Source organism: Halobacillus faecis, assembly GCF_007991335.1.
Lineage (GTDB): Bacteria > Bacillota > Bacilli > Bacillales > Halobacillaceae > Halobacillus > Halobacillus faecis.
Genome location: NZ_BJYD01000007.1, coordinates 1 through 18,439 on the forward strand (window position 1 = coordinate 1; position 18,439 = coordinate 18,439).

The following is an 18,439-nucleotide window of genomic DNA, read 5'->3' on the forward strand; positions in this document are numbered from 1 at the left end:
TTTAGTTGGAAAAGAATAATAGAAAAACACTTATTCAAAAAAACGAATAAGTGTTTAAGCAAGAACGGTTAGGTGACGGCTCTTTGGTATTCATAGGCGAGAAGTGCAAACTCGATGACCTGTCTTTTTTCACATTCCATGAAATCCGGTCCCAACAGTTTTTCTAACTTCTCCAAGCGATGATATAGCGTCTGACGGACAACAAAAACTTTGGAAGCGGTTTCTTTTTTGGATCCGTTGCACGCCAAATAGACCCTTAATGTTTCCAGGAGGTTGGTGTTATTTTTTTCGTCGTATTTTATAATCGGTTCTAAGTACTCTTCGACTAATCCACCGAGGTTACTGTGCTGATGGACGAGTGAAATCAATCGGTACATGTGTAAGTCATCGTAAAAAAATTTGGACTGACTTTCTGGAAGCTTCTCCTGTAGAGTTAAGGTCTCCTGGGCGGTTTGGAAACTTTCATGCAACCTGGATAGTTCTTTGACGTATTTACCACCTGCAATTTGAAAAGATGAAATACTAGAATCATTCAACAGACTGATCTTCTGCAGCCTCACAACCCCCCGTTTGATCCTTTCCTTCCAATCTTCTGCTTCTTTTCTATTCAAAAGAATAAAAGTAAGCTGATGACGCTTTTCTACTGGGAAAACATAATAACCGTTCTGGTCAAAAATATTGTGGATTAGCATATTCATATAAGTGAGGTCAGGGTTGGATTTCTGCCTGTCCACCATATTCAACTTTATGGTGAGTACAATCGCTCCTTTTACGGTTTTGTCCAGTTTGTAAATGGCTAGTCTGTCACGAATCTCCTCTTCTTCATGCTCTCCCTGCAACCATTCGATCAGCCATTCTGTTTCTTTGGCTTTTCTTTTTTCCTCTGTATAGAGTTCTCTTAATAAGTATTGCGCAAGTGCAGTCCCTGTTCGGTCCAATAATAATGATTCGAATTCACCAAACTCTCTCCGGTTGGACAATAAGTAAATATTCGCAAATTCCCGATCAAATACTTGGACCGGCTGTTTTAAGACTCTTCTCGACCCGGTATTCGGCTTGCTCAGCTCCATCAACACTTGCTCGCGTTCTTTCTCTCTCAAGGCTGGGATCGTGACGACCGTATGATCCTTGGCAATATAAACGAGCTGGCAATTCACATATTGCTGCAAGTTTTTTAGAATCTCAAAGTAGTTATCAATCGACAACAAGCGTTTATTCAGACGCTGGGAATAATCTTCTAAGTTCGTAATGAACTCGTATTGCTGATTGATGAGATCCGCATGAATATCTTGAGTGATCTCTACAAAAGAAACTTCTTCCCGGAATAAGACAATTGGAAAATCGTTGGCTTCTGCATAATCAATGGCTTCCTGGCTTATGTAATCAACGAAACTCCCAATTTCTATACAAATTCCGGCTACTTCTTTTTCAACTAATTGTCTTAATAAATGGAGAAAAAGCTCATGATCATCCTTCCAACCAAATCCTGTTGAGAGGACAAGCTCTCCACCTTTCAAATTCTTTCTCACTTCGATCATTTCATAAACGTGAACCCATTTGACCAGCCGGTCGATGCCCCTCCGACCAGCAATAACTTCAGCAGAAGCGAAATGGTCCCTTTTCAGGATGTTCTCAATCGACATGTGTTCGTTCATTGAATGACCCCTCTTTTAAAGTACAATAATTTTTCAGAAAAATCTAATAGATTGTGAGATTTTCTAACAAAAAAGTTTAATAGTCCTAGTAAATCTAACATGCCTAGATATTCAGTAAATGGGAAGGTCTGTGTGTGGTGGAATTTTGAGTGAACCCGAGATCCATTTGTTCTTGTACAGAACGCTTACGCTTTTCAATTATTGTAGGGCTTACAAATTTATCAGTGAGTTTTAAGCTTTTATCGGTGGGATTTTGATTTTTTTCAGCGGATTATAGGCTTTTATCTGTTGCTTTGCACTTTTATCAGTGACTTCAATGTTTAGATCAAAAAAGAGGATTGGCGTTGGCCAATCCTCTTTTTTTCTATTTCACACTCTGTTTTTTCTGTTGCTGGACGAGGATGGTAGAGAAATATTTCCTCGCATCCGGGTGCAGGATATGAAGCCGTTCCTTTTCACCTTTGCCGGATTCGTTTCCTTTATATTGAAACTCAACGAATGCTCCACTTAAATTTTCCGTGACTCCACTGATCACATAACCTTGTTCCAATAAAAAGTCGATTTTTTCGCGTTCTGCTTCAAACTCGCGATGGTCAGACATTTGAATTCCTCCTTGTTATGCATCCATTTTCTGTGTGGATCCCTCTGTTCCTGTCTTACGCCCCAGCTTTTCTTCTACGAATTTTTCTCCGATCACCCAGTCCCGGCCGACGGTTATGCCAAGGTATTCATCGTCACTTGGGTTATCGATTTCTGCCTGGGGATGCTTTTTAAAATACCAATGTTTAGCTAATAAGTAATAACATAAGGCACCAACGCCAAATCCTACGAAGAAAGAGTAGGTGGAGAATGTGTAGGCGAAGGCACTTCCGATGACCCATGAAATGATGCCTGCCCAGTTGACTCCTCCATCGTAACGGAATTGGCCGCCTTGCTTATACAAGTCGTGAACGTTCATTCTCCGCTTCCTCAATAAATAGTAATCGGCAAAAATGATGCCTACAATGACAGAGAGAATAGCTGCGGCAATCAGCAATACGGGAATCAATAAGTTAAAAATACTCCACGGCTGAATGACTGTACCTACTAAACCTGCGATAAAAACGCCGGCCCAGAATGGAAGCTTCGGCCCGCCGACATTTGAAAAGATGGTAGCCGCTGGGACGATGTTTGCAGAAACGTTTGTGGACCACTGGGCAAGAACGATCATCAATAAAAGAATCCCTAAAACAAGTCCACTGGCTGACTCCTGTAAAGCGACAACAGGGTCAAAGTTGGATACAGCAATGTAAGAGACAGCACCAAGAACAACGATGAAAGTTTGGGTCAATGGCAGTGCGACAAGGCTTCCTACGAGAGCCCCTTTGTTTCTTTTTACCCAATTACGCTCCAGTTTCGGTGCTTTTATAAAACGGGAGATCGAGGAAATATCAGCTGCAAGCGTCGACCAATATCCCATATTCCCAACAACGACAACAACAAAAGCTGTAAAAGCTGCTCCTCCGGTTACGGGGCTTTCCACCCAGCTCCATATGTCTTTCCCCTGTTCAGATGCTGTTCCAGCTAAAGTAAAATACATCCATACTCCAATCAAGATTATGATCGGGGCTGCCAGGTCAGCGAATTTTTCTACCGCTTTGATGCCTAGTGCCGTGTTGAATAACTGAAATAAAGCAAAAAGAATATAGCAAACAAACCAATTATCAAAACCGAATAAAATGTTTAAAATTCCATTGATGGCTGTTGAACCGAAAAACGTATTAATCCCGAACCACATCGATGCAGCAACCCCGCGCACGACAGATGGAAAATGGGTACCTACCGTCCCAAAAGGGGCTCTCATATATACTGGGAAAGATATCCCATGTTCGATTCCAATATCAGCCGTCACAGAAATCGCAAGACCGATTAGAATCGTTCCCACCAATGTGCCAAGAACGACCCAGATCAAGGATATTTCCTGAACACCCGCTCCCCCTATAGCGAAAGCTGCCAGTACAACAGCCATCCCGACCCACATAAACGAAAATCCTAAGGTGCTGATTTTTTTCTCATTGTGGGGGATGGGCATTAAATCTGGTGACATCAAATGATTTGTTTTTTTGTCCATACTTTGGACTCCTCCTACCTATACCTGTTTTTTAAAAGGCTGCCTGACTTTCTATAAAGCGAGGCAGCCTACATTCCATGGCATACGGACAGGTTACTTCTGATAAAGTTCTTCTTTGGAGGATGTCAGTTCCCCGTAACGGGAACGTTTTAAATAATTTCCTTTGCCAAGTTTACCGACAAATTCTTTGTTCTTAATGACAAAATCACCACGTGAGAGGACACTGATTGGCTGTCCTGTCACTTTTATTCCTTCGAATGGATTGTAATCGGCAGCCATGTGACTCGTTTCTACGGAAATTGTCCGTTCTACAGTCGGATCGAAGATGAGGATATCCGCATCTGCGCCAACGGAAATGGTTCCTTTTTGTGGGAACAGTCCGAATGTCTTCGCAATTTTCGTCGACATAATATCTACGAACTCGTTCAGTGTGATGCGTCCTTTTTTCACACCTTCAGAGAAAAGGATGCTTACACGGTCTTCAATGATCGGACCGCCGTTTGGAATCTTCGTGAAGTCTCCTTTTCCTAAGTCTTTCTGACCTTTAAAGTCAAAGGAACACTGATCGGAACCAAGTGTTTGGAGATCGCCTGTCTTTAGGGCTTTCCATAACACTTCCTGGTGGTGCTTTTCACGAAGTGGTGGAGACCACACATACTTGGCTCCTTCGAAATCTGGCTTTTCTAGGTAACTTTGATCGAGGACTAAGTATTGCGGGCACGTTTCGCCTGTGACGTTGTACCCCTTCTTACGAGCTTTTGCGATAGCATCGACCGCCTGTTCACAAGTTACGTGGACGACATAGAGCTGGGAGTCAGCAAGTCCCGTCAATTCCGCTGCACGTCCCGTCGCTTCTCCTTCTACTTCAGGAGGACGCGTCAATGCATGATAGATCGGATCTGTTTGTCCAGCTTCCAATGCTTTATTTACTAGGTGATCAATCACATCCCCGTTTTCCGCGTGGACCATGACTAAGGCACCCAGCTTTTTCGCTTGTTCTAATGTACGGAAAAGTGTGCCGTCGTCTGCTTGGAACACATTTTTATAGGCCATGAAAACCTTGAATGAAGTAATGCCTTCATCCTCAATGACACTTGGAAGCTGCTCGAGGACATCATCGTTCATTTCACCAATCATGAGATGAAAGCTGTAATCGATGACGGATTTATCCTTTGATTTCGCGTGCCACTGATCGATCGAATTCTGTAGTGGCTTTCCTTTGTCTGTCAGGCAAAAGTCGATGACCGTAGTTGTCCCACCATGAGCAGCCGCGATGGTACCTGTTTCAAAGTCATCTTTACTAACCGTCCCACCAAATGGCATCTCAAGGTGCGTGTGAGGATCGATTCCTCCAGGGAAAATGTAATTCCCTTCCGCATCCACCACTTCTGCTGAAGGATCGGTCAAATCCTGACCGATCAGAGCAATTTTTTCATTTTCGATGAGGATATCCGCTTTGTACGTATCAGCTGCCGTAACAATCGTTCCATTTTTGATGATTTTCTTCATCTAATCCCTCCATTAAAATTACTTAATTAAATTGACATCACAAGAGGATGCCGCACCTATGGCTGCTTGTCTTTCATTCCATGTCATCGGAGGCTTGCCGTTCGCATATTCCACCATATCGATCGCGCCATCGACTGGACAGACGATGCTGCAAAGATTACATCCGACACAATCCTCTTCCCGAACTTTCAGAATGTCGTTGCCATTAGCGTCTTTCAACATATCGATACACTGGTGAGAAGTATCTTCACAAGCGATGTGGCACTTATTACAGTTGATACAGACATCGTTGTTAATTTGAGCGACGACTTGGTGATTGAGGTCTAAATTCCCCCAGTCACTGTATTTCTCAACAGACTTCCCGACCAAATCCATGACAGAATCAATGCCTTTTTCGTCAAGGTAATTGTCGAGACCCTCGACCATATCATCAATGATACTGAATCCGTGGTGCATCGCTGCTGTACAAACCTGGACACCTGTCGCTCCCATAAGCATGAACTCGACAGCTTCTCTCCAGCTCGATACCCCGCCCATTCCTGATATTGGCACATTGATTTTCGGATGGCGGGCACATTCTGCGACCATATTCAATGCAATCGGCTTCACGGCAGGACCACAGTATCCACCGTGTGCTCCTTTGCCGGCTACGTTTGGTATCGTATCCCATGAATCGATATCAACCCCAGCGAGACTGTTGATCGTGTTAATCATACTAACTGCATCCGCGCCGCCATTGACGGCTGCTTCTGCTGTGAAGGTAATGTCGGTAATATTCGGTGTGAGTTTTACGATGACAGGCGTTTGAGCGACTTCTTTCGCCCACATCGTCTGCTTCTCAACGAGCTCTGGAACCTGGCCGGAGGCTGCTCCCATGCCGCGTTCCGCCATCCCGTGTGGACACCCGAAGTTCAACTCCAGTCCATCCACCCCGACATCTTCGACACGTTTGACGATTTCATGCCATTTTTCCTGAGTCGGTTCAACCATTAACGAGGCGATAATCGCATGGTCTGGAAACCTTTTTTTCGTTTCATAAATTTCTTTCAAGTTCACTTCCAATGGACGGTCTGTGATCAGCTCAATGTTATTGAAGCCGGCCACTTGTTTTCCATTAAATCCTACGGCAGCAAAACGGGAGGATACGTTTAAAATTGGTTCACCTAATGTTTTCCAAACGGCACCACCCCACCCTGCTTCAAATGCACGCTGGACCTGATAGCCTGAGTTTGTTGGAGGTGCAGATGCGAGCCAGTATGGATTCGGTGATTTAATTCCTGCTAAATTCAAACTTAAGTCAGCCATGTATGTTCCTCCTTGTTGAAAGATTTGTAGGCGTTCGTCGGTTCAGGTGCCAGTTGTTTGTGGATCGCCATCGCCGCCTCTTTTCCTTGCTGAGCAGCTGTCACGACCATTGCTTCTCCCTGACCTTTAGCAAAAATGACATCTCCCGCTGAAAAAACTTTCGGGTTCGATGTCTGCAATGTTTCTGGATCGACTGTGACCACGCCACCTTCATGATCCAGCCCGAACCCTTCGATAAGGTCGGTATAACGACTTTGTCCAATCGCTTTAATGACAGCGTCTACTTCCATGACGAATTCAGAGTTTTCTACAGGAGATGGTCTGCGACGTCCATCAGCATCCGGCTCGCCAAGGGCCATCTTCACACATTTGAGGTGCGTGACTTTTCCGCTTTCATCACCGATGATTTCAATAGGCTGGGTCAACCAGTTGAATTCCACATCATCCTGTTTTGCAAAGTCATATTCAAATTCATAGGCCGTCATTTCGTTTCTTGTCCTGCGGTAGACGATTTTCACATCGTCTGCTCCTTTTCGAGCGGCACAAGTCGCTGCATCAATGGCCGTGTTACCAGCACCAACAACGACCACATTTTTACCCAGAAGTTCGTCAGTGATTGGGCCGGACTTCGTGCTTTTCACAAACTCAATCGCGTCGTGCACACCGTCCAGATCCTCTCCATCAATGCCTAGCATCGGAACATTTCCCATGCCGATCGTCAGAACGATCGAATCATAATCATTGGTCAGCTCTTCAAAAGAAACATCTGTTCCAACGCGAGTATTTGTTCGGATTTCAACATCCAGTTTTTCCACTTGATCGACTTCCCAGCGAGAAATGTCCTGAGGAAGACGGAAAGAGACAATCCCATAAGTATCAAGACCACCCGCTTCGGCCTCCGCCTCAAAAATCGTCACATCGTAACCGAACCTGGCCAGTTCTCTAGCGGCAGATAAGCCTGCAGGGCCCCCTCCAACAACCGCAACTTTTTTCCCGTTTTTCTTGCCTGGTTTGAACAGTAGCTGTTCGTTTTTAATTGCCCAGTCTGTGGCAAATCGTTGCAGATCGCCAATTAAGATTGGTTCAGTGGAATGGTTCAAAACACAGGCCCCTTCGCATAACTCTTCGGTCGGACAAACACGAGCGCAGGTGGCTCCGACTGGGTTGGAAGACATAATTGTCGTGGCCGATCCTTTTAAGTTCCCGGATGCGATCTTTTTAATGAATTTAGGGATATCGATCCCTGTCGGGCAAGCCTGGATACAAGGCGCATCGTAACAATATAAGCAGCGGTTGGATTCCTCCATCGCTTCCTGAGCATTCAGCCCGTCATGGACTTCCTCAAAGTTCACCTTCAAGTTTTCTAATGAGATTCCTTTACTCTTTAACTGGGTCAAGATGTTTCCCTCCTTTAATGAAAGAGAGGCTTTTAGATTAGCCTCTTAATAAAAAAGTTCCACATAGAGAAAATGGTTCATTTTCTTTTGCTCTATGCAGAACTTCTACTTTGTGTCTGATGGATAGGTTTTAAGGGAGAAGCTCAACCATGTTTTCGTAAGTTTCAGGACGGCGGTCGCGATAGAACTGCCATGTGTCACGTACTTCACGGATAAACTTCTTGTCCATTTCTGCAACGAGGACTTCATCTTGATCACGGCTGGCGGTTGCAACGAAGTTTCCGCGTGGGTCGACAAGGTAAGACTGTCCATAAAATTCACCCATGTTCCACGGCCCTTCATAACCGACACGGTTGATTGCGCCAAGGTAATACCCATTCGCTACAGCATGAGCAGGCTGCTCGAGTTTCCATAGGTACTCAGAAAGTCCAGCGACAGTTGCTGATGGGTTGAAGACCACTTCGGCCCCGTTTAACCCTAGTAATCTAGCACCCTCAGGGAAGTGGCGGTCATAGCAGATATAAACACCGACTTTGGCAAAGGCCGTATCGAATACAGGATAGCCGAGGTTTCCTGGCTTGAAGTAATATTTTTCCCAGAAACCGTGTCCTTTGTCTCCGACAGCGACTTGTGGAATGTGATGTTTCCGGTACTTCCCTAGATAAGAGCCGTCCGCATCGATCACGGCAGCTGTATTATAGTAGGTCGCGATGCCTTCTTTTTCATAGATCGGAAGAACAATAACGACGCCTAGTTCTTTTGCAAGGTCTTGAAAACGTTTCGTTGTCGGACCATTAGGAATTTCTTCCGCTGATTCGTACCACTTCGGATTTTGTTCTGAGCAAAAGTATGGGCCATAGAAAATTTCCTGAAGGCAGATGATCTGCGCCCCTTTATCCGCGGCTTCTTTTACTAGTTTGATATGTTTTTCAATCGATTGTTGCTTATGAACTTCTACTGGCTCACTCCCGTCCACATCATGTGAAGCCTGGATTAAACCAATTTGGACTTTATCAGACACTATAATTCCTCCTTATGTAATCCTTTTTGTTGTCCATTCACCTTGAAACCAAGTCCCAAGACTAGGATTTCTTGTAAACCCGCAACCTCCTAATGATTGAATTTTCATTATTTACTGAATTTTTAAATAACTAATTATACTTTACATCAAAAATTTAAAAATTCCATTATACAAAATGTTAAATGTTGCACTCTGCGTTTAGATTTTTTGTAAGATTGGCAGGGATTTTGTGGATTCAAATAGTGGGAAGCGCGCGAAATGTTTAAATTCCGCGCACCTATAAAATTAGTACCAGCGTTGGGTCAGCATTTTACGCTTCGTATAGAAGTTGAGTCCATCTTTACCATTGGCATGGAGATCGCCATAGAAGGACTTTTTGTTTCCAGAGAATGGGAAGAACGCCATTGGGGCAGGTACGTTGACATTGACACCAAGCATACCGGCATCCATCTCTTCTCTGAACTGTTGAACGGCTTTTCCGCTTGTTGTGTAAATAACAGCACCATTGGCAAATTCAGATTTGTTGGCTGTTTCAATCGCTTCATCAAGCGTGTCAGCCCGAACAATACTAAGAACAGGAGCAAAAATCTCATCTTTCCAAATCTTCATATCCTCGGTGACGTAATCAAAGATTGTCGCACCAAGGAAATATCCAGACTCATTCTCACGAAGTTCCACCCGGCCATCACGCACAAGCTTCGCATTATCCTGTTCCCCTGCTTCAATGTACCCGAGAACTCGCTCGCGGTGGGAGTCACGAATCAATGGTCCGAGACTCGTTTCCTCATCCAGTCCATTTCCTACATTCAACTGATCCGCCGCTTCTTTTAATTTAGCGACAAGATCATCAGCTACATCACCGACGGCTACGACTACAGAACAAGCCATGCAACGCTCCCCCGCGCTTCCGAAAGCTGCATTGATAATTCCTTCTACCGACTTGTCTAAGTTACAATCCGGAAGAACGATGGAGTGGTTCTTGGCTCCAGCGAGTGCTTGAACGCGCTTGCCGTGGTTGGCAGCTGTTTTGTACACATATTCAGCAACAGGCTGAGAACCAACGAAAGAAATGGCGTCGACTTCATCATGTTCAAGCAACCCGTTTACAACGTCATGGGCACCATTGACAACATTGAGTACGCCTTTTGGAAGACCCGCTTCATGTATGAGCTCAACGAGCATCTTCGCAAGAATCGGCGTGCGTTCGGATGGTTTTAGTACAAAGGTATTCCCACACACGATTGCGAGCGGGAACATCCACAATGGCACCATCATCGGGAAGTTAAATGGTGTGATCCCCCCGACAACCCCGACCGGATAGCGGTACATTCCAGAGTCAATTCCTTCAGCAATATCCGGAAGGACGTCACCCATCATAAGGCTGGGTGCACCGGCTGCGAATTCGACACATTCAATACCTCGCTGCACTTCACCTGTCGCATCTTTCATCGTCTTTCCGTTTTCCTGTGTGAGTGCCTTTGCCAGCTCTTCGCGATTTTCTACCAACAACTGATGGTACTTAAACATCACTCTGGCCCGCTTTGGTACAGGTACTTTTTTCCATGTCTTGAATGCTTCTCTCGCTGATTGGACCGCTTTATCTACATCCTCTTTCGATGAAATGGGAACTTGTGCAATGATCTCTCCTGTTGCAGGATTGGGTACGTCCTCCACTTGCCCGTTTTCAGACGAAACCCACTCGCCTCCAATGAAGTTTTGAATGGTTACTTGATTCTTCTTTGAGAAAGTTGTCTCCATTTTTTCACCTCTACTCGTAGATTCTGTTCCTTTACACCCTTCGAATATATTATAAATTCAGAAAATTTTTACATCAATGGACGAAGTGTCAAATCAAAAACCTCCCATTTTGACACAATGACCTTTAGTAGAGATTTGATTCGTCATTTGGATAATACTGGATGACCTGGGCATCCTATTATTGGGTGACCAGGTCATCCAGTATTTTACATATAGGAGGGGTTCTGTTGAGCAATCAAAAGAAGGAAATTCAGCCGAAGCAGCACCAGGATCGGCAGCCGGGTTTTGAATATGAAATGAAGCCACTTCCGGAATACGTGGATCCAAAGTATAAAGGAAGCGGAAAATTAAAGGGAAAAGTGGCTGTCATCACAGGGGGAGACAGCGGGATTGGTCGTGCTGTCAGCCTTTATTTTGCAAAGGAAGGCGCGGACGTTGCCGTCTTATATCTTAACGAACAAGAGGATGCCGAGAAGACGAAACAATTAATTGAAGGAGAAGGCCGTACATGCCGCCTATATAATGGAGATATCGGGAGTGCTTCGTTTTGTGAAGAAACCGTCCAACGAATAAAGACTGAATTTGGACAGATTGACATCCTCGTCAACAATGCGGCCATGCAATTTCCCCAAAAAGACCTGACAGCCATCACGAATCAGCAGCTTGAAAAGACCTTCCGGGTGAATTTCTTTTCTTATGTGTACATGGCTAAGGCCGTACTCCCTCACTTACAAAAAGGAAGCACGATCATCAACACCTCATCGGTCACCGCTTATGAGGGGAATGAGCAGTTAATTGACTATTCATCAACCAAAGGAGCTATTACTACATTCACGCGTTCTCTCGCCAAGTCCTTGGTCAGTAAGGGCATCCGGGTGAACGGCGTCGCACCTGGACCGATCTGGACACCATTGATTCCTGCAAGTTTTGATAAGCAAAAAGTTGCGGAGTTTGGTTCCAACAATCCGATGGGCCGTCCGGGACAGCCGTATGAACTTGCTCCTGCCTATGTTTATTTAGCAAGCCAGGACTCCAGCTACGTCACAGGACAAATGATCCACGTTAATGGCGGCGTACCCGTCAACGGTTAAAAGCATGGCATCCAGAAAAGAGCGGTCCCTAAACCTAAAAGGTTGGGGACCGCTCTTTTCATATACATTCACGATCAATCATGGCAGGTCTACTTTTAGCTGATCGCCTTCTACCAACACGCTTCCTTCCTCGTCAAAAATATCACTGGTTGCGATTTTCATAGACTCTAATTCTTTCCAATCATGCTCGAGGACAAATCCCATTTGTCCGACACGTGTTTCACCTGGTTCATACATACCTTTTAGCTTTTCTAGATAAAAGTCGTCCTTGAACCCCAACTTCTCCCCGTTATTCGTCTCCAGGACTTCCACGGGGGCTACATTCACTTTCTGATCACCAGTATTCTTTACAGCTACCGTAAACTTGATATAGTTAAAGTTTGTTTCGTTATGAGTATAGGCATGGAAGTAATCCACCAAATCAGGGGATGGAGAATAATTGAGTACTTTAACATCCTTCACCGCCATCTGGACCGGCCCTACTTCTATATACTTCTCGATCTGCTTTATACCTTTAAGGGTTAACTGTCCATCCATATCTTCTACCTTGGCCCCCACTTCTTTTAAGTTCTGATCGTCGGGAGCTTGGGGATTATTTTTATACTTCGTTTGTTCCGGAATTTCGAATAAAGGAGGTGGATCCTCCGATTCATTTCCTTCTCCAGCCACCTGGTTTGAACACCCAGTGAGGATAATGGAAATAGTTAAACTCAAAAATAACAGCAAACGTTTCACCGTTCATCTCTCCTTTTCCTAAAAAAGCCTCCCTATGGAAGGGAAGCTTTTTCAATTATTTATGTGCCTGCTTTTTCATCTTTCCATTCTCCATCAAGTTCATGACCTTTTGTCCAACTTCATGGTTATCATGAAGTCCTGCGAATTCTTGAGACTGAGGACCATAACCGTACACAATCACATCTTCCCCAGTATGGCCGCCTGTTGTCCAACCGGTACCAGAGCGAATATCGAAAATGTGCTCAATCGCATTATCAATCTCTGTTACTGATCCATTTTCAGCTGCATCTTTCACGGATTGGATTTCTTTGTCCGTCAATTCAAGGTCCACGTACTGCTTTAAAGTTTCTTCGACCCCTGCTCCTTCTGAAATTTCAGCAGCCATAAAGTCAGGCGTACGTTTCGCAGCTTTCAAAGGTTCAGGATTCCACTGATATTCTCCATCCCGTCCCATCGTCATTCCACCTGTAGAGTGGTCGGCTGTCGTAACAACTAAAGTATTCTTATTGTTCTTGGCAAACTCAATAGCTTGTTCATAAGCCGCTTCAAAGTCCTGCATATCACTCATAGCCGCTACTACATCATTATCATGACCTGCCCAGTCAATCTGACTGCCTTCCACCATAAGGAAGAAACCATCTTTGTCCTTGCTTAGCCTGTCCAAGGCGGAAGACGTCATTTCCTTTAAGGAAGGAGCATCGGAAGAGCGGTCAATCATCTTGTCCATCCCTTTAGGTGCGAATAAACCAACGATTTGATCATTGGAATCTTCCATAAGTTCCTCACGAGATTCCACATAGCTGTATCCATCTTTTTGGAAATCATTGGTCAAGTCACGGTCCTCCCTTTTGAAATAGGAAGTACCTCCACCAAGCAATACATCAATCTTGTGTTCACCATTCACTTTTTCATCAAAATAATCATCAGCGATATCATTGTAATTGTGTCGGGATTCATCATGGGCACCGAATGATGCAGGTGTAGCATGATTGACTTGGGATGTCGCTACTAGACCCGTAGCTTTGCCTTTTTCCTTCGCCAACTCTAGAGCAGTTTTCACTTCATTCTTTTCCATGTCCACCGCAATGGCATTGTTGTAAGTTTTAATTCCTGCTGCCATTGAAGTTGCAGCCGCAGCAGAATCCGTAATACTCTCATCTGGATCCCAAGAATAAGTCTCCTGCATGCCAATTAAATGTTCATCAAAGGCTGTGTTTTCTGTATAAGGAGTAGAAGGGTCATCCTTGAAGTAACGGTATGCGGATGTGTAGTTAGGTCCCATGCCATCTCCAATTAGAAAAATGATGTTCTCTACCTTTCCTTTATCATCTTTAGGTTTTGCAGAAACCTCATCGTTAAAGGTCAAAGCAGAACCTCCTAGAATCAAAGATGTACTTAAAGCCACTGGCAATAATTTTTTCATATACTTTTTACTAAACAACTTTATTCCTCCTCGTCATATGTCGATGCAATACGCATATTACTTGGGGAATATGAAACATTGGTTAATAAACTGTAAATCTAGCGTAAATTCACAAATTAAGAAAATAGAATTAGGTCTATGGACTGAAAACTAATAATCAACGAAAAAAAGGACAAGCGTGGTATAATAGGTCAAAATCTAAACGAAAAGGGTGTGTAATCATGACCAAAAGCTTTTGCCACTGTTTTAGTAACAAGGAGGAGATCGACCGAGGAATCACAGATAAGTGTACATACCTCGCTTTTTGTGTCGTATCTGGTGAGCATGGAGCTGTAGAGTTCAGCTTCCGCACCAGTTATATCGACAGTTATTCCGCTGCCCCTTTCAGAAAATTTTATGAAGTGAGCGAAGAACTTGAGGATGATGATCAAACGTCAAGAAGGCTAAGGGTACATAGCAAACATCCACTTGCGCAAAGTGATGCAGAGCCAACAGAAAAATCTTTCTTACGATCATCTGAACGCTTCTACTCCTATAAAATCGATCTTGACTTAAACAAGCTTCAATCGTTTAAAAACAATCCTGATAAGTACTTAAGAACTATACATTCGAAAACACTATACGATGAAATGAAAGCAGTTTATAGGAATATTTTTAACCATTCACCGAATGCATTAAAAGATGATCACTGGGTAATTCTCGTAGATTAGCCCCGCTTTACATATGGTGATTGATCGGAAAAACGGAGTGCATCATGGACGTTCACACACCAGCCAAAAATGTCATAGGCTATGGAGGATATAAAGTAAAGACAGGAGGAAAATAAATGCACTCCAATTTTAACCATGGTCCTTATGGTTATGGCTATCCCTATGGGGCAAATCCCTACCACTCTTATTTTCGCTATGCCTATCCTCAACCCTATGGTACCCACCAGAACTATTACGGCTACGATTTCAGGCAACCGGTGAGCGGCCAGGCCAGCTGGACAGAAGGCGGAGAAGTGACCAAATGCGGAATCCCATGGTCGAATAACCGATACATGACGGCTGCTGTCGGTCAAAATTCACCTTACCAATGCGGACAAACGATCAAAGTGAAAAACATAGCCAATCAACGGGTCGTTTTAGTCACGGTCGTAGACCAAGTTCCTAATTACCCAGAAAATAAAATCAACCTGCACCGAAAAGCCTTTGAAGCGTTAGGTGCAAGTGTGGATTTGGGTGTGATCAATGTAGAAATCACACCCAACCCTCAATTAGAAGAAGAAAAATGGGGCAAATATTTACTAGAGATCGCTCAGTCGGCTTACCCGAATTATAATGCCACGGATTACAGTAAACTAAGCCAAACCCAGCAGAATGGTAACGTGAAGGAAGTTTATAAGTTTGTCATGGAATCCTCTCAGGAAACGATGAGCATTGAAGGGACAGTTATTTATAATCCATCGACAGACCGAATCATTACAATCAATCTCAAGGAAGTATCCTAAGGCTCTACCTGTTTATAGAGACAGCTCTCGTCTGTCTCTTTTTCTATGAGAAAAAATAAATAATTGCATCAAATAAAAAAGAAATGACGCAGCCTCTCCCTGGATGAGAAACTGCGCCATTCCGGCACTTAGTATGGATGATTCCGATTGGGCTCGAACCAACGACCTCCACCCTGTCAAGGTGGCGCTCTCCCAGCTGAGCTACGGAATCGTATGTAGAAATTTGTCGTCTGTTTTGCTGACAAATAATAATATACTACGGAACAAATAAAGTGTCAATGAAATTTTAAGAATTTTTTAAGTTCATGTAAAAGTAGCTTTTTATCCCTGCCATAATCGGTCATACTAAGAATCATACCCTAAACGAGGAAGTAGGTCTTTTTATGAATAAAGGAAAGGTTTGGATCAATCTCAGAGACAGTTTTTGGTTTCTCCCTACGATATACAGTATCCTTTCAATCATTGCTGTCGCGCTAACCGCGCTCATTGATCAATGGATCATATCAGAATATAAAAGCAACATCCCTTCTCTATTTTTGACAAAGTCTTCAGTCGCTCAAACGTTATATGGCTCGATGGTAACATCCATCTTAACGATGACGACCATCAGTTTTTCGACCATCATGGTTGTGCTGACAACGTATACAACCCAGTTTTCACCACGAACCCTGCAGGATTTCATGAAGAGTCGTGTAACTCAACATGTGCTGGGTGTGTTTTCATTTGGCTTTATTTTTTCCCTCATTAATTTGTTCCTATTAGGAAAAGAACCGGGTCTAGGTTTGGTGAGCCCTCTCTTTACCGTTATCGTCTCCATTATTTGTTTAGCCTTTTTCATATTGTTCATTCACCATTCTTCCCGATTCCTGAAAGTGAATAACTTGATTGGTGCCATTAGAAAAAGCACTTCTACCCTGATCACAAAAACTTTTAAAGAAAAGAATTATCAAACAGCCACCGAATGGGACGATAAAGAGTTACAAGCATTAGACCAATCAAAAGCTCATGTGATCGCAGCTGAGAAATCCGGTTATGTACAAAATGTTCAATATGAATCTCTTATTAAGTGGGCTAAAAATCACACGCTTACTCTTGAAACAAGTTTTTTAATGGGAGACTATATTCAAAAAGGAATGCCTCTCTTTTATTACTGGAAGGATACGGATCAGGAACTTTCTAACCCGCAGGAATGCACAGCTTTTGTCTTGATTGGGAATGAACGGATCGATACACAGGATGTCGAGTTCTCCATACAAAAGCTTGTGGAGATTGCAGTCAGAGCCATTTCACCAAGCCTGAACGACCCCCATACGGCAACGAACTGCATTAACCGGATTGGGTCACTGCTTATAGAGTTGGGATCGGTTTATGAGCCCATCCGATATTACATTGATGATGATGACGAGCTTCGTTTAATTGCACAGCCGAAATCCTTTGAAGAATACCTTTATAAGAGCTTCTACCAAATAAAAATTTACGGCTATCATGACATATCCGTAATGAATGGTGTTCTCGAATCTTTATACAAAATCGCCGCCATGCACGACCAAGCGGTTCAAGAAGACGTTTGGACCTTTGGAGAAACAATCATCAATGCAGTAAAAGTAGATGAATTGGATGAACTCGATTACAAGAGGTTCAACAACGAAGTAAAAAAATTAGCCAAAGCCTGTAACAAAGACTTCACCTTACAAAAACAATAAGCGGACAAATCCCTCTGCACGGAGGCTTTAAAAGTCTGGAGAAAGAGGTCTCCTCTAGAGCCAGGGGATGGGTGTACAAATTGTTTAATTGTTTTGGACAAAAAAGCGAGCATCCATGATGGATGCTCGCTTTTTGATTAGTGATTCCGATTGGGCTCGAACCAACGACCTCCACCCTGTCAAGGTGGCGCTCTCCCAGCTGAGCTACGGAATCATATGTAACCAAAGAAATTGCTGACAAGAAATAGTATACTATGAAACACGAACAATGTCAACAGGCTCTCATTAAATGGTCTTCTTACTTCAAAACCTCATACACTTATTTCAGCCACGAACGTCCTATCCTCTCCCAATCAAACAAAGATCATTTTACCTAAAAATCCCACCCATCATCTTTTCCACTTTTTCGACAATTATATGATAAAATGAAAAGTGGAACGTTTACATGAAAAATTTAATGGGAAAGCCTAAAGGAACTTTCCATGCTGTAAGGAGGTGGTCGGAAAATGGGTAGAGATGGATCCATGAAAGAATATACCATTGAGAGTCAATACTTACAGGAGACAATGACACTGAGGGTGTACACCCCAAAGAATTTCTCTCCATTATACAAATACCATTTCTGTATCATGCAGGATGGAAACGATTATTACTCAATGGGGCGCGCGGCCACGTTGAGTGATAAGCTCCATAAAGAAGAAAAGATCGAGAACACCATTTTCATCGGCATCCATTACAATGACAAATACGACCGTCAGGACAAATACCATCCAGACGGAAAAAAACAAGGAGAGTACGTCAATTTCCTTATTCGTGAAGTTGTCCCTTTCCTTGATGAAGAATTACCTGGTTACTGCATGGGACGAGGTCGAACACTTGTCGGTGACTCTTTAGCAGGAACACTCGCGTTGATGACTGCCGTGAAATTCCCGAACATTTTTGGTAATGTCATCATGCAGAGTCCTTATGTGGATGAACATGTGAAAGAAGTTGTGCAATCGACCAAAGATTTTTCTTCATTGACCATTTATCATACCATTGGCTTAGAAGAAACAGATGTCGAAACGACTGAAGGAGCAAGAAAGAATTTCCTTGCTCCTAACCGTGAACTGCGCGAATTTTTAAATCGCCAGCCTCTTGCTTATACCTACCATGAATTAGATGGTGATCATACATGGGGTACATGGCAGAAGGATTTTGAACGTGCTTTATTGAAAATGTTTGGTAAGGAGTAACGATA

General features: G+C 43.5%; 15 protein-coding genes and 2 tRNA genes. 5 read left to right on the forward strand and 12 right to left on the reverse strand.

All coding sequences use genetic code 11. The features are described from left to right. Positions 1 to 68: 68 nt before the first annotated feature. The 8 genes from HFA01_RS05420 to HFA01_RS05455 all read right to left on the reverse strand — a co-directional run bounded on the left by HFA01_RS05420 (position 69) and on the right by HFA01_RS05455 (position 10,755). Positions 69 to 1,655 (reverse strand): PucR family transcriptional regulator, encoded by a 1,587-nt coding sequence (locus tag HFA01_RS05420; RefSeq protein ID WP_146814027.1) that lies wholly within the window; start codon positions 1,653 to 1,655, stop codon positions 69 to 71. 364 nt (positions 1,656 to 2,019) lie between these two features. Then, the gene (locus HFA01_RS05425) at positions 2,020 to 2,256 is read right to left on the reverse strand and encodes a hypothetical protein (RefSeq protein WP_146814029.1); all 237 of its coding nucleotides are present in this window, start codon (positions 2,254 to 2,256) and stop codon (positions 2,020 to 2,022) included. A gap of 15 nt (positions 2,257 to 2,271) precedes the next feature. Next, complete coding sequence (locus HFA01_RS05430) at positions 2,272 to 3,765, reverse strand: NCS1 family transporter (protein WP_146814031.1); 1,494 nt, start codon at positions 3,763 to 3,765, stop codon at positions 2,272 to 2,274. 93 nt (positions 3,766 to 3,858) lie between these two features. Next, on the reverse strand, positions 3,859 to 5,274 hold the full coding sequence (gene hydA, locus HFA01_RS05435) for a dihydropyrimidinase (protein ID WP_146814033.1): 1,416 nt from the start codon (positions 5,272 to 5,274) through the stop codon (positions 3,859 to 3,861). An 18-nt stretch (positions 5,275 to 5,292) separates the two neighbouring features. Continuing rightward, positions 5,293 to 6,579 carry an NAD-dependent dihydropyrimidine dehydrogenase subunit PreA gene (gene preA, locus HFA01_RS05440; protein WP_089653978.1) on the reverse strand — a complete coding sequence of 429 codons (1,287 nt, stop codon included), beginning with the start codon at positions 6,577 to 6,579 and terminating at the stop codon, positions 5,293 to 5,295. Beyond that, entirely contained in the window at positions 6,567 to 7,976 is a 1,410-nt protein-coding gene (locus HFA01_RS05445; RefSeq protein WP_146814035.1) for an NAD(P)-dependent oxidoreductase, read from the reverse strand. Before HFA01_RS05445 ends, preA begins: the two co-directional genes overlap by 13 nt. Before the next feature lie 130 nt (positions 7,977 to 8,106). Beyond that, positions 8,107 to 8,997, reverse strand: coding sequence for a nitrilase-related carbon-nitrogen hydrolase (locus tag HFA01_RS05450; protein WP_146814037.1), 891 nt, complete (start codon positions 8,995 to 8,997; stop codon positions 8,107 to 8,109). Between the two features lie 285 nt (positions 8,998 to 9,282). Further along, a complete protein-coding gene (locus tag HFA01_RS05455) occupies positions 9,283 to 10,755 on the reverse strand; it encodes a CoA-acylating methylmalonate-semialdehyde dehydrogenase (RefSeq protein WP_146814039.1) in 1,473 nt (490 codons plus the stop codon). Between the two features lie 227 nt (positions 10,756 to 10,982). Between HFA01_RS05455 and HFA01_RS05460 the strand changes: the two genes are divergently transcribed. Next, positions 10,983 to 11,846, forward strand: coding sequence for an SDR family oxidoreductase (locus HFA01_RS05460; RefSeq protein WP_146814042.1), 864 nt, complete (start codon positions 10,983 to 10,985; stop codon positions 11,844 to 11,846). A gap of 78 nt (positions 11,847 to 11,924) precedes the next feature. Here HFA01_RS05460 and HFA01_RS05465 read toward each other — a convergent pair whose 3' ends face one another. Together HFA01_RS05465 and HFA01_RS05470 are read right to left on the reverse strand one after the other, a co-directional pair. Then, positions 11,925 to 12,581 (reverse strand): hypothetical protein, encoded by a 657-nt coding sequence (locus tag HFA01_RS05465; protein WP_146814043.1) that lies wholly within the window; start codon positions 12,579 to 12,581, stop codon positions 11,925 to 11,927. 55 nt (positions 12,582 to 12,636) lie between these two features. Next, positions 12,637 to 14,022 carry an alkaline phosphatase gene (locus HFA01_RS05470; RefSeq protein WP_146814045.1) on the reverse strand — a complete coding sequence of 462 codons (1,386 nt, stop codon included), beginning with the start codon at positions 14,020 to 14,022 and terminating at the stop codon, positions 12,637 to 12,639. A gap of 203 nt (positions 14,023 to 14,225) precedes the next feature. Here HFA01_RS05470 and HFA01_RS05475 point away from each other — a divergent pair, with 203 nt between their 5' ends. Continuing rightward, positions 14,226 to 14,714 (forward strand): hypothetical protein, encoded by a 489-nt coding sequence (locus HFA01_RS05475; RefSeq protein WP_146814047.1) that lies wholly within the window; start codon positions 14,226 to 14,228, stop codon positions 14,712 to 14,714. Between the two features lie 116 nt (positions 14,715 to 14,830). Then, positions 14,831 to 15,496, forward strand: a complete 666-nt coding sequence (locus HFA01_RS05480; RefSeq protein ID WP_146814049.1) for a DUF3889 domain-containing protein — start codon at positions 14,831 to 14,833, stop codon at positions 15,494 to 15,496. Positions 15,497 to 15,634: 138 nt separating this feature from the next. Here HFA01_RS05480 and HFA01_RS05485 read toward each other — a convergent pair. Then, a tRNA-Val gene (locus HFA01_RS05485) sits at positions 15,635 to 15,707 on the reverse strand. Positions 15,708 to 15,879: 172 nt separating this feature from the next. On the opposite strand from HFA01_RS05485, the gene HFA01_RS05490 reads away from it, so the two are divergent. Beyond that, positions 15,880 to 17,199 (forward strand): DUF2254 domain-containing protein, encoded by a 1,320-nt coding sequence (locus tag HFA01_RS05490; protein ID WP_146814051.1) that lies wholly within the window; start codon positions 15,880 to 15,882, stop codon positions 17,197 to 17,199. A gap of 141 nt (positions 17,200 to 17,340) precedes the next feature. On the opposite strand, the gene HFA01_RS05495 is transcribed toward HFA01_RS05490, so the two are convergent. Beyond that, positions 17,341 to 17,413 (reverse strand) — tRNA-Val (locus tag HFA01_RS05495). 292 nt (positions 17,414 to 17,705) lie between these two features. Between HFA01_RS05495 and HFA01_RS05500 the strand changes: the two genes are divergently transcribed. Further along, on the forward strand, positions 17,706 to 18,434 hold the full coding sequence (locus HFA01_RS05500; protein WP_146814053.1) for an alpha/beta hydrolase: 729 nt from the start codon (positions 17,706 to 17,708) through the stop codon (positions 18,432 to 18,434). The last annotated feature ends 5 nt before the right edge of the window (positions 18,435 to 18,439 follow it).

Bases quoted from the DNA above. Each gene is read 5' to 3' on its own strand.
- HFA01_RS05420 (WP_146814027.1), bottom strand. From the start codon at position 1,655: ATGAACGAACACATGTCGATTGAGAACATCCTGAAAAGGGACCATTTC.
- HFA01_RS05425 (WP_146814029.1), bottom strand. From the start codon at position 2,256: ATGTCTGACCATCGCGAGTTTGAAGCAGAACGCGAAAAAATCGACTTT.
- HFA01_RS05430 (WP_146814031.1), bottom strand. From the start codon at position 3,765: ATGGACAAAAAAACAAATCATTTGATGTCACCAGATTTAATGCCCATC.
- hydA (WP_146814033.1), bottom strand. From the start codon at position 5,274: ATGAAGAAAATCATCAAAAATGGAACGATTGTTACGGCAGCTGATACG.
- preA (WP_089653978.1), bottom strand. From the start codon at position 6,579: ATGGCTGACTTAAGTTTGAATTTAGCAGGAATTAAATCACCGAATCCA.
- HFA01_RS05455 (WP_146814039.1), bottom strand. From the start codon at position 10,755: ATGGAGACAACTTTCTCAAAGAAGAATCAAGTAACCATTCAAAACTTC.
- HFA01_RS05475 (WP_146814047.1), top strand. From the start codon at position 14,226: ATGACCAAAAGCTTTTGCCACTGTTTTAGTAACAAGGAGGAGATCGAC.
- HFA01_RS05480 (WP_146814049.1), top strand. From the start codon at position 14,831: ATGCACTCCAATTTTAACCATGGTCCTTATGGTTATGGCTATCCCTAT.
- HFA01_RS05490 (WP_146814051.1), top strand. From the start codon at position 15,880: ATGAATAAAGGAAAGGTTTGGATCAATCTCAGAGACAGTTTTTGGTTT.
- HFA01_RS05500 (WP_146814053.1), top strand. From the start codon at position 17,706: ATGGGTAGAGATGGATCCATGAAAGAATATACCATTGAGAGTCAATAC.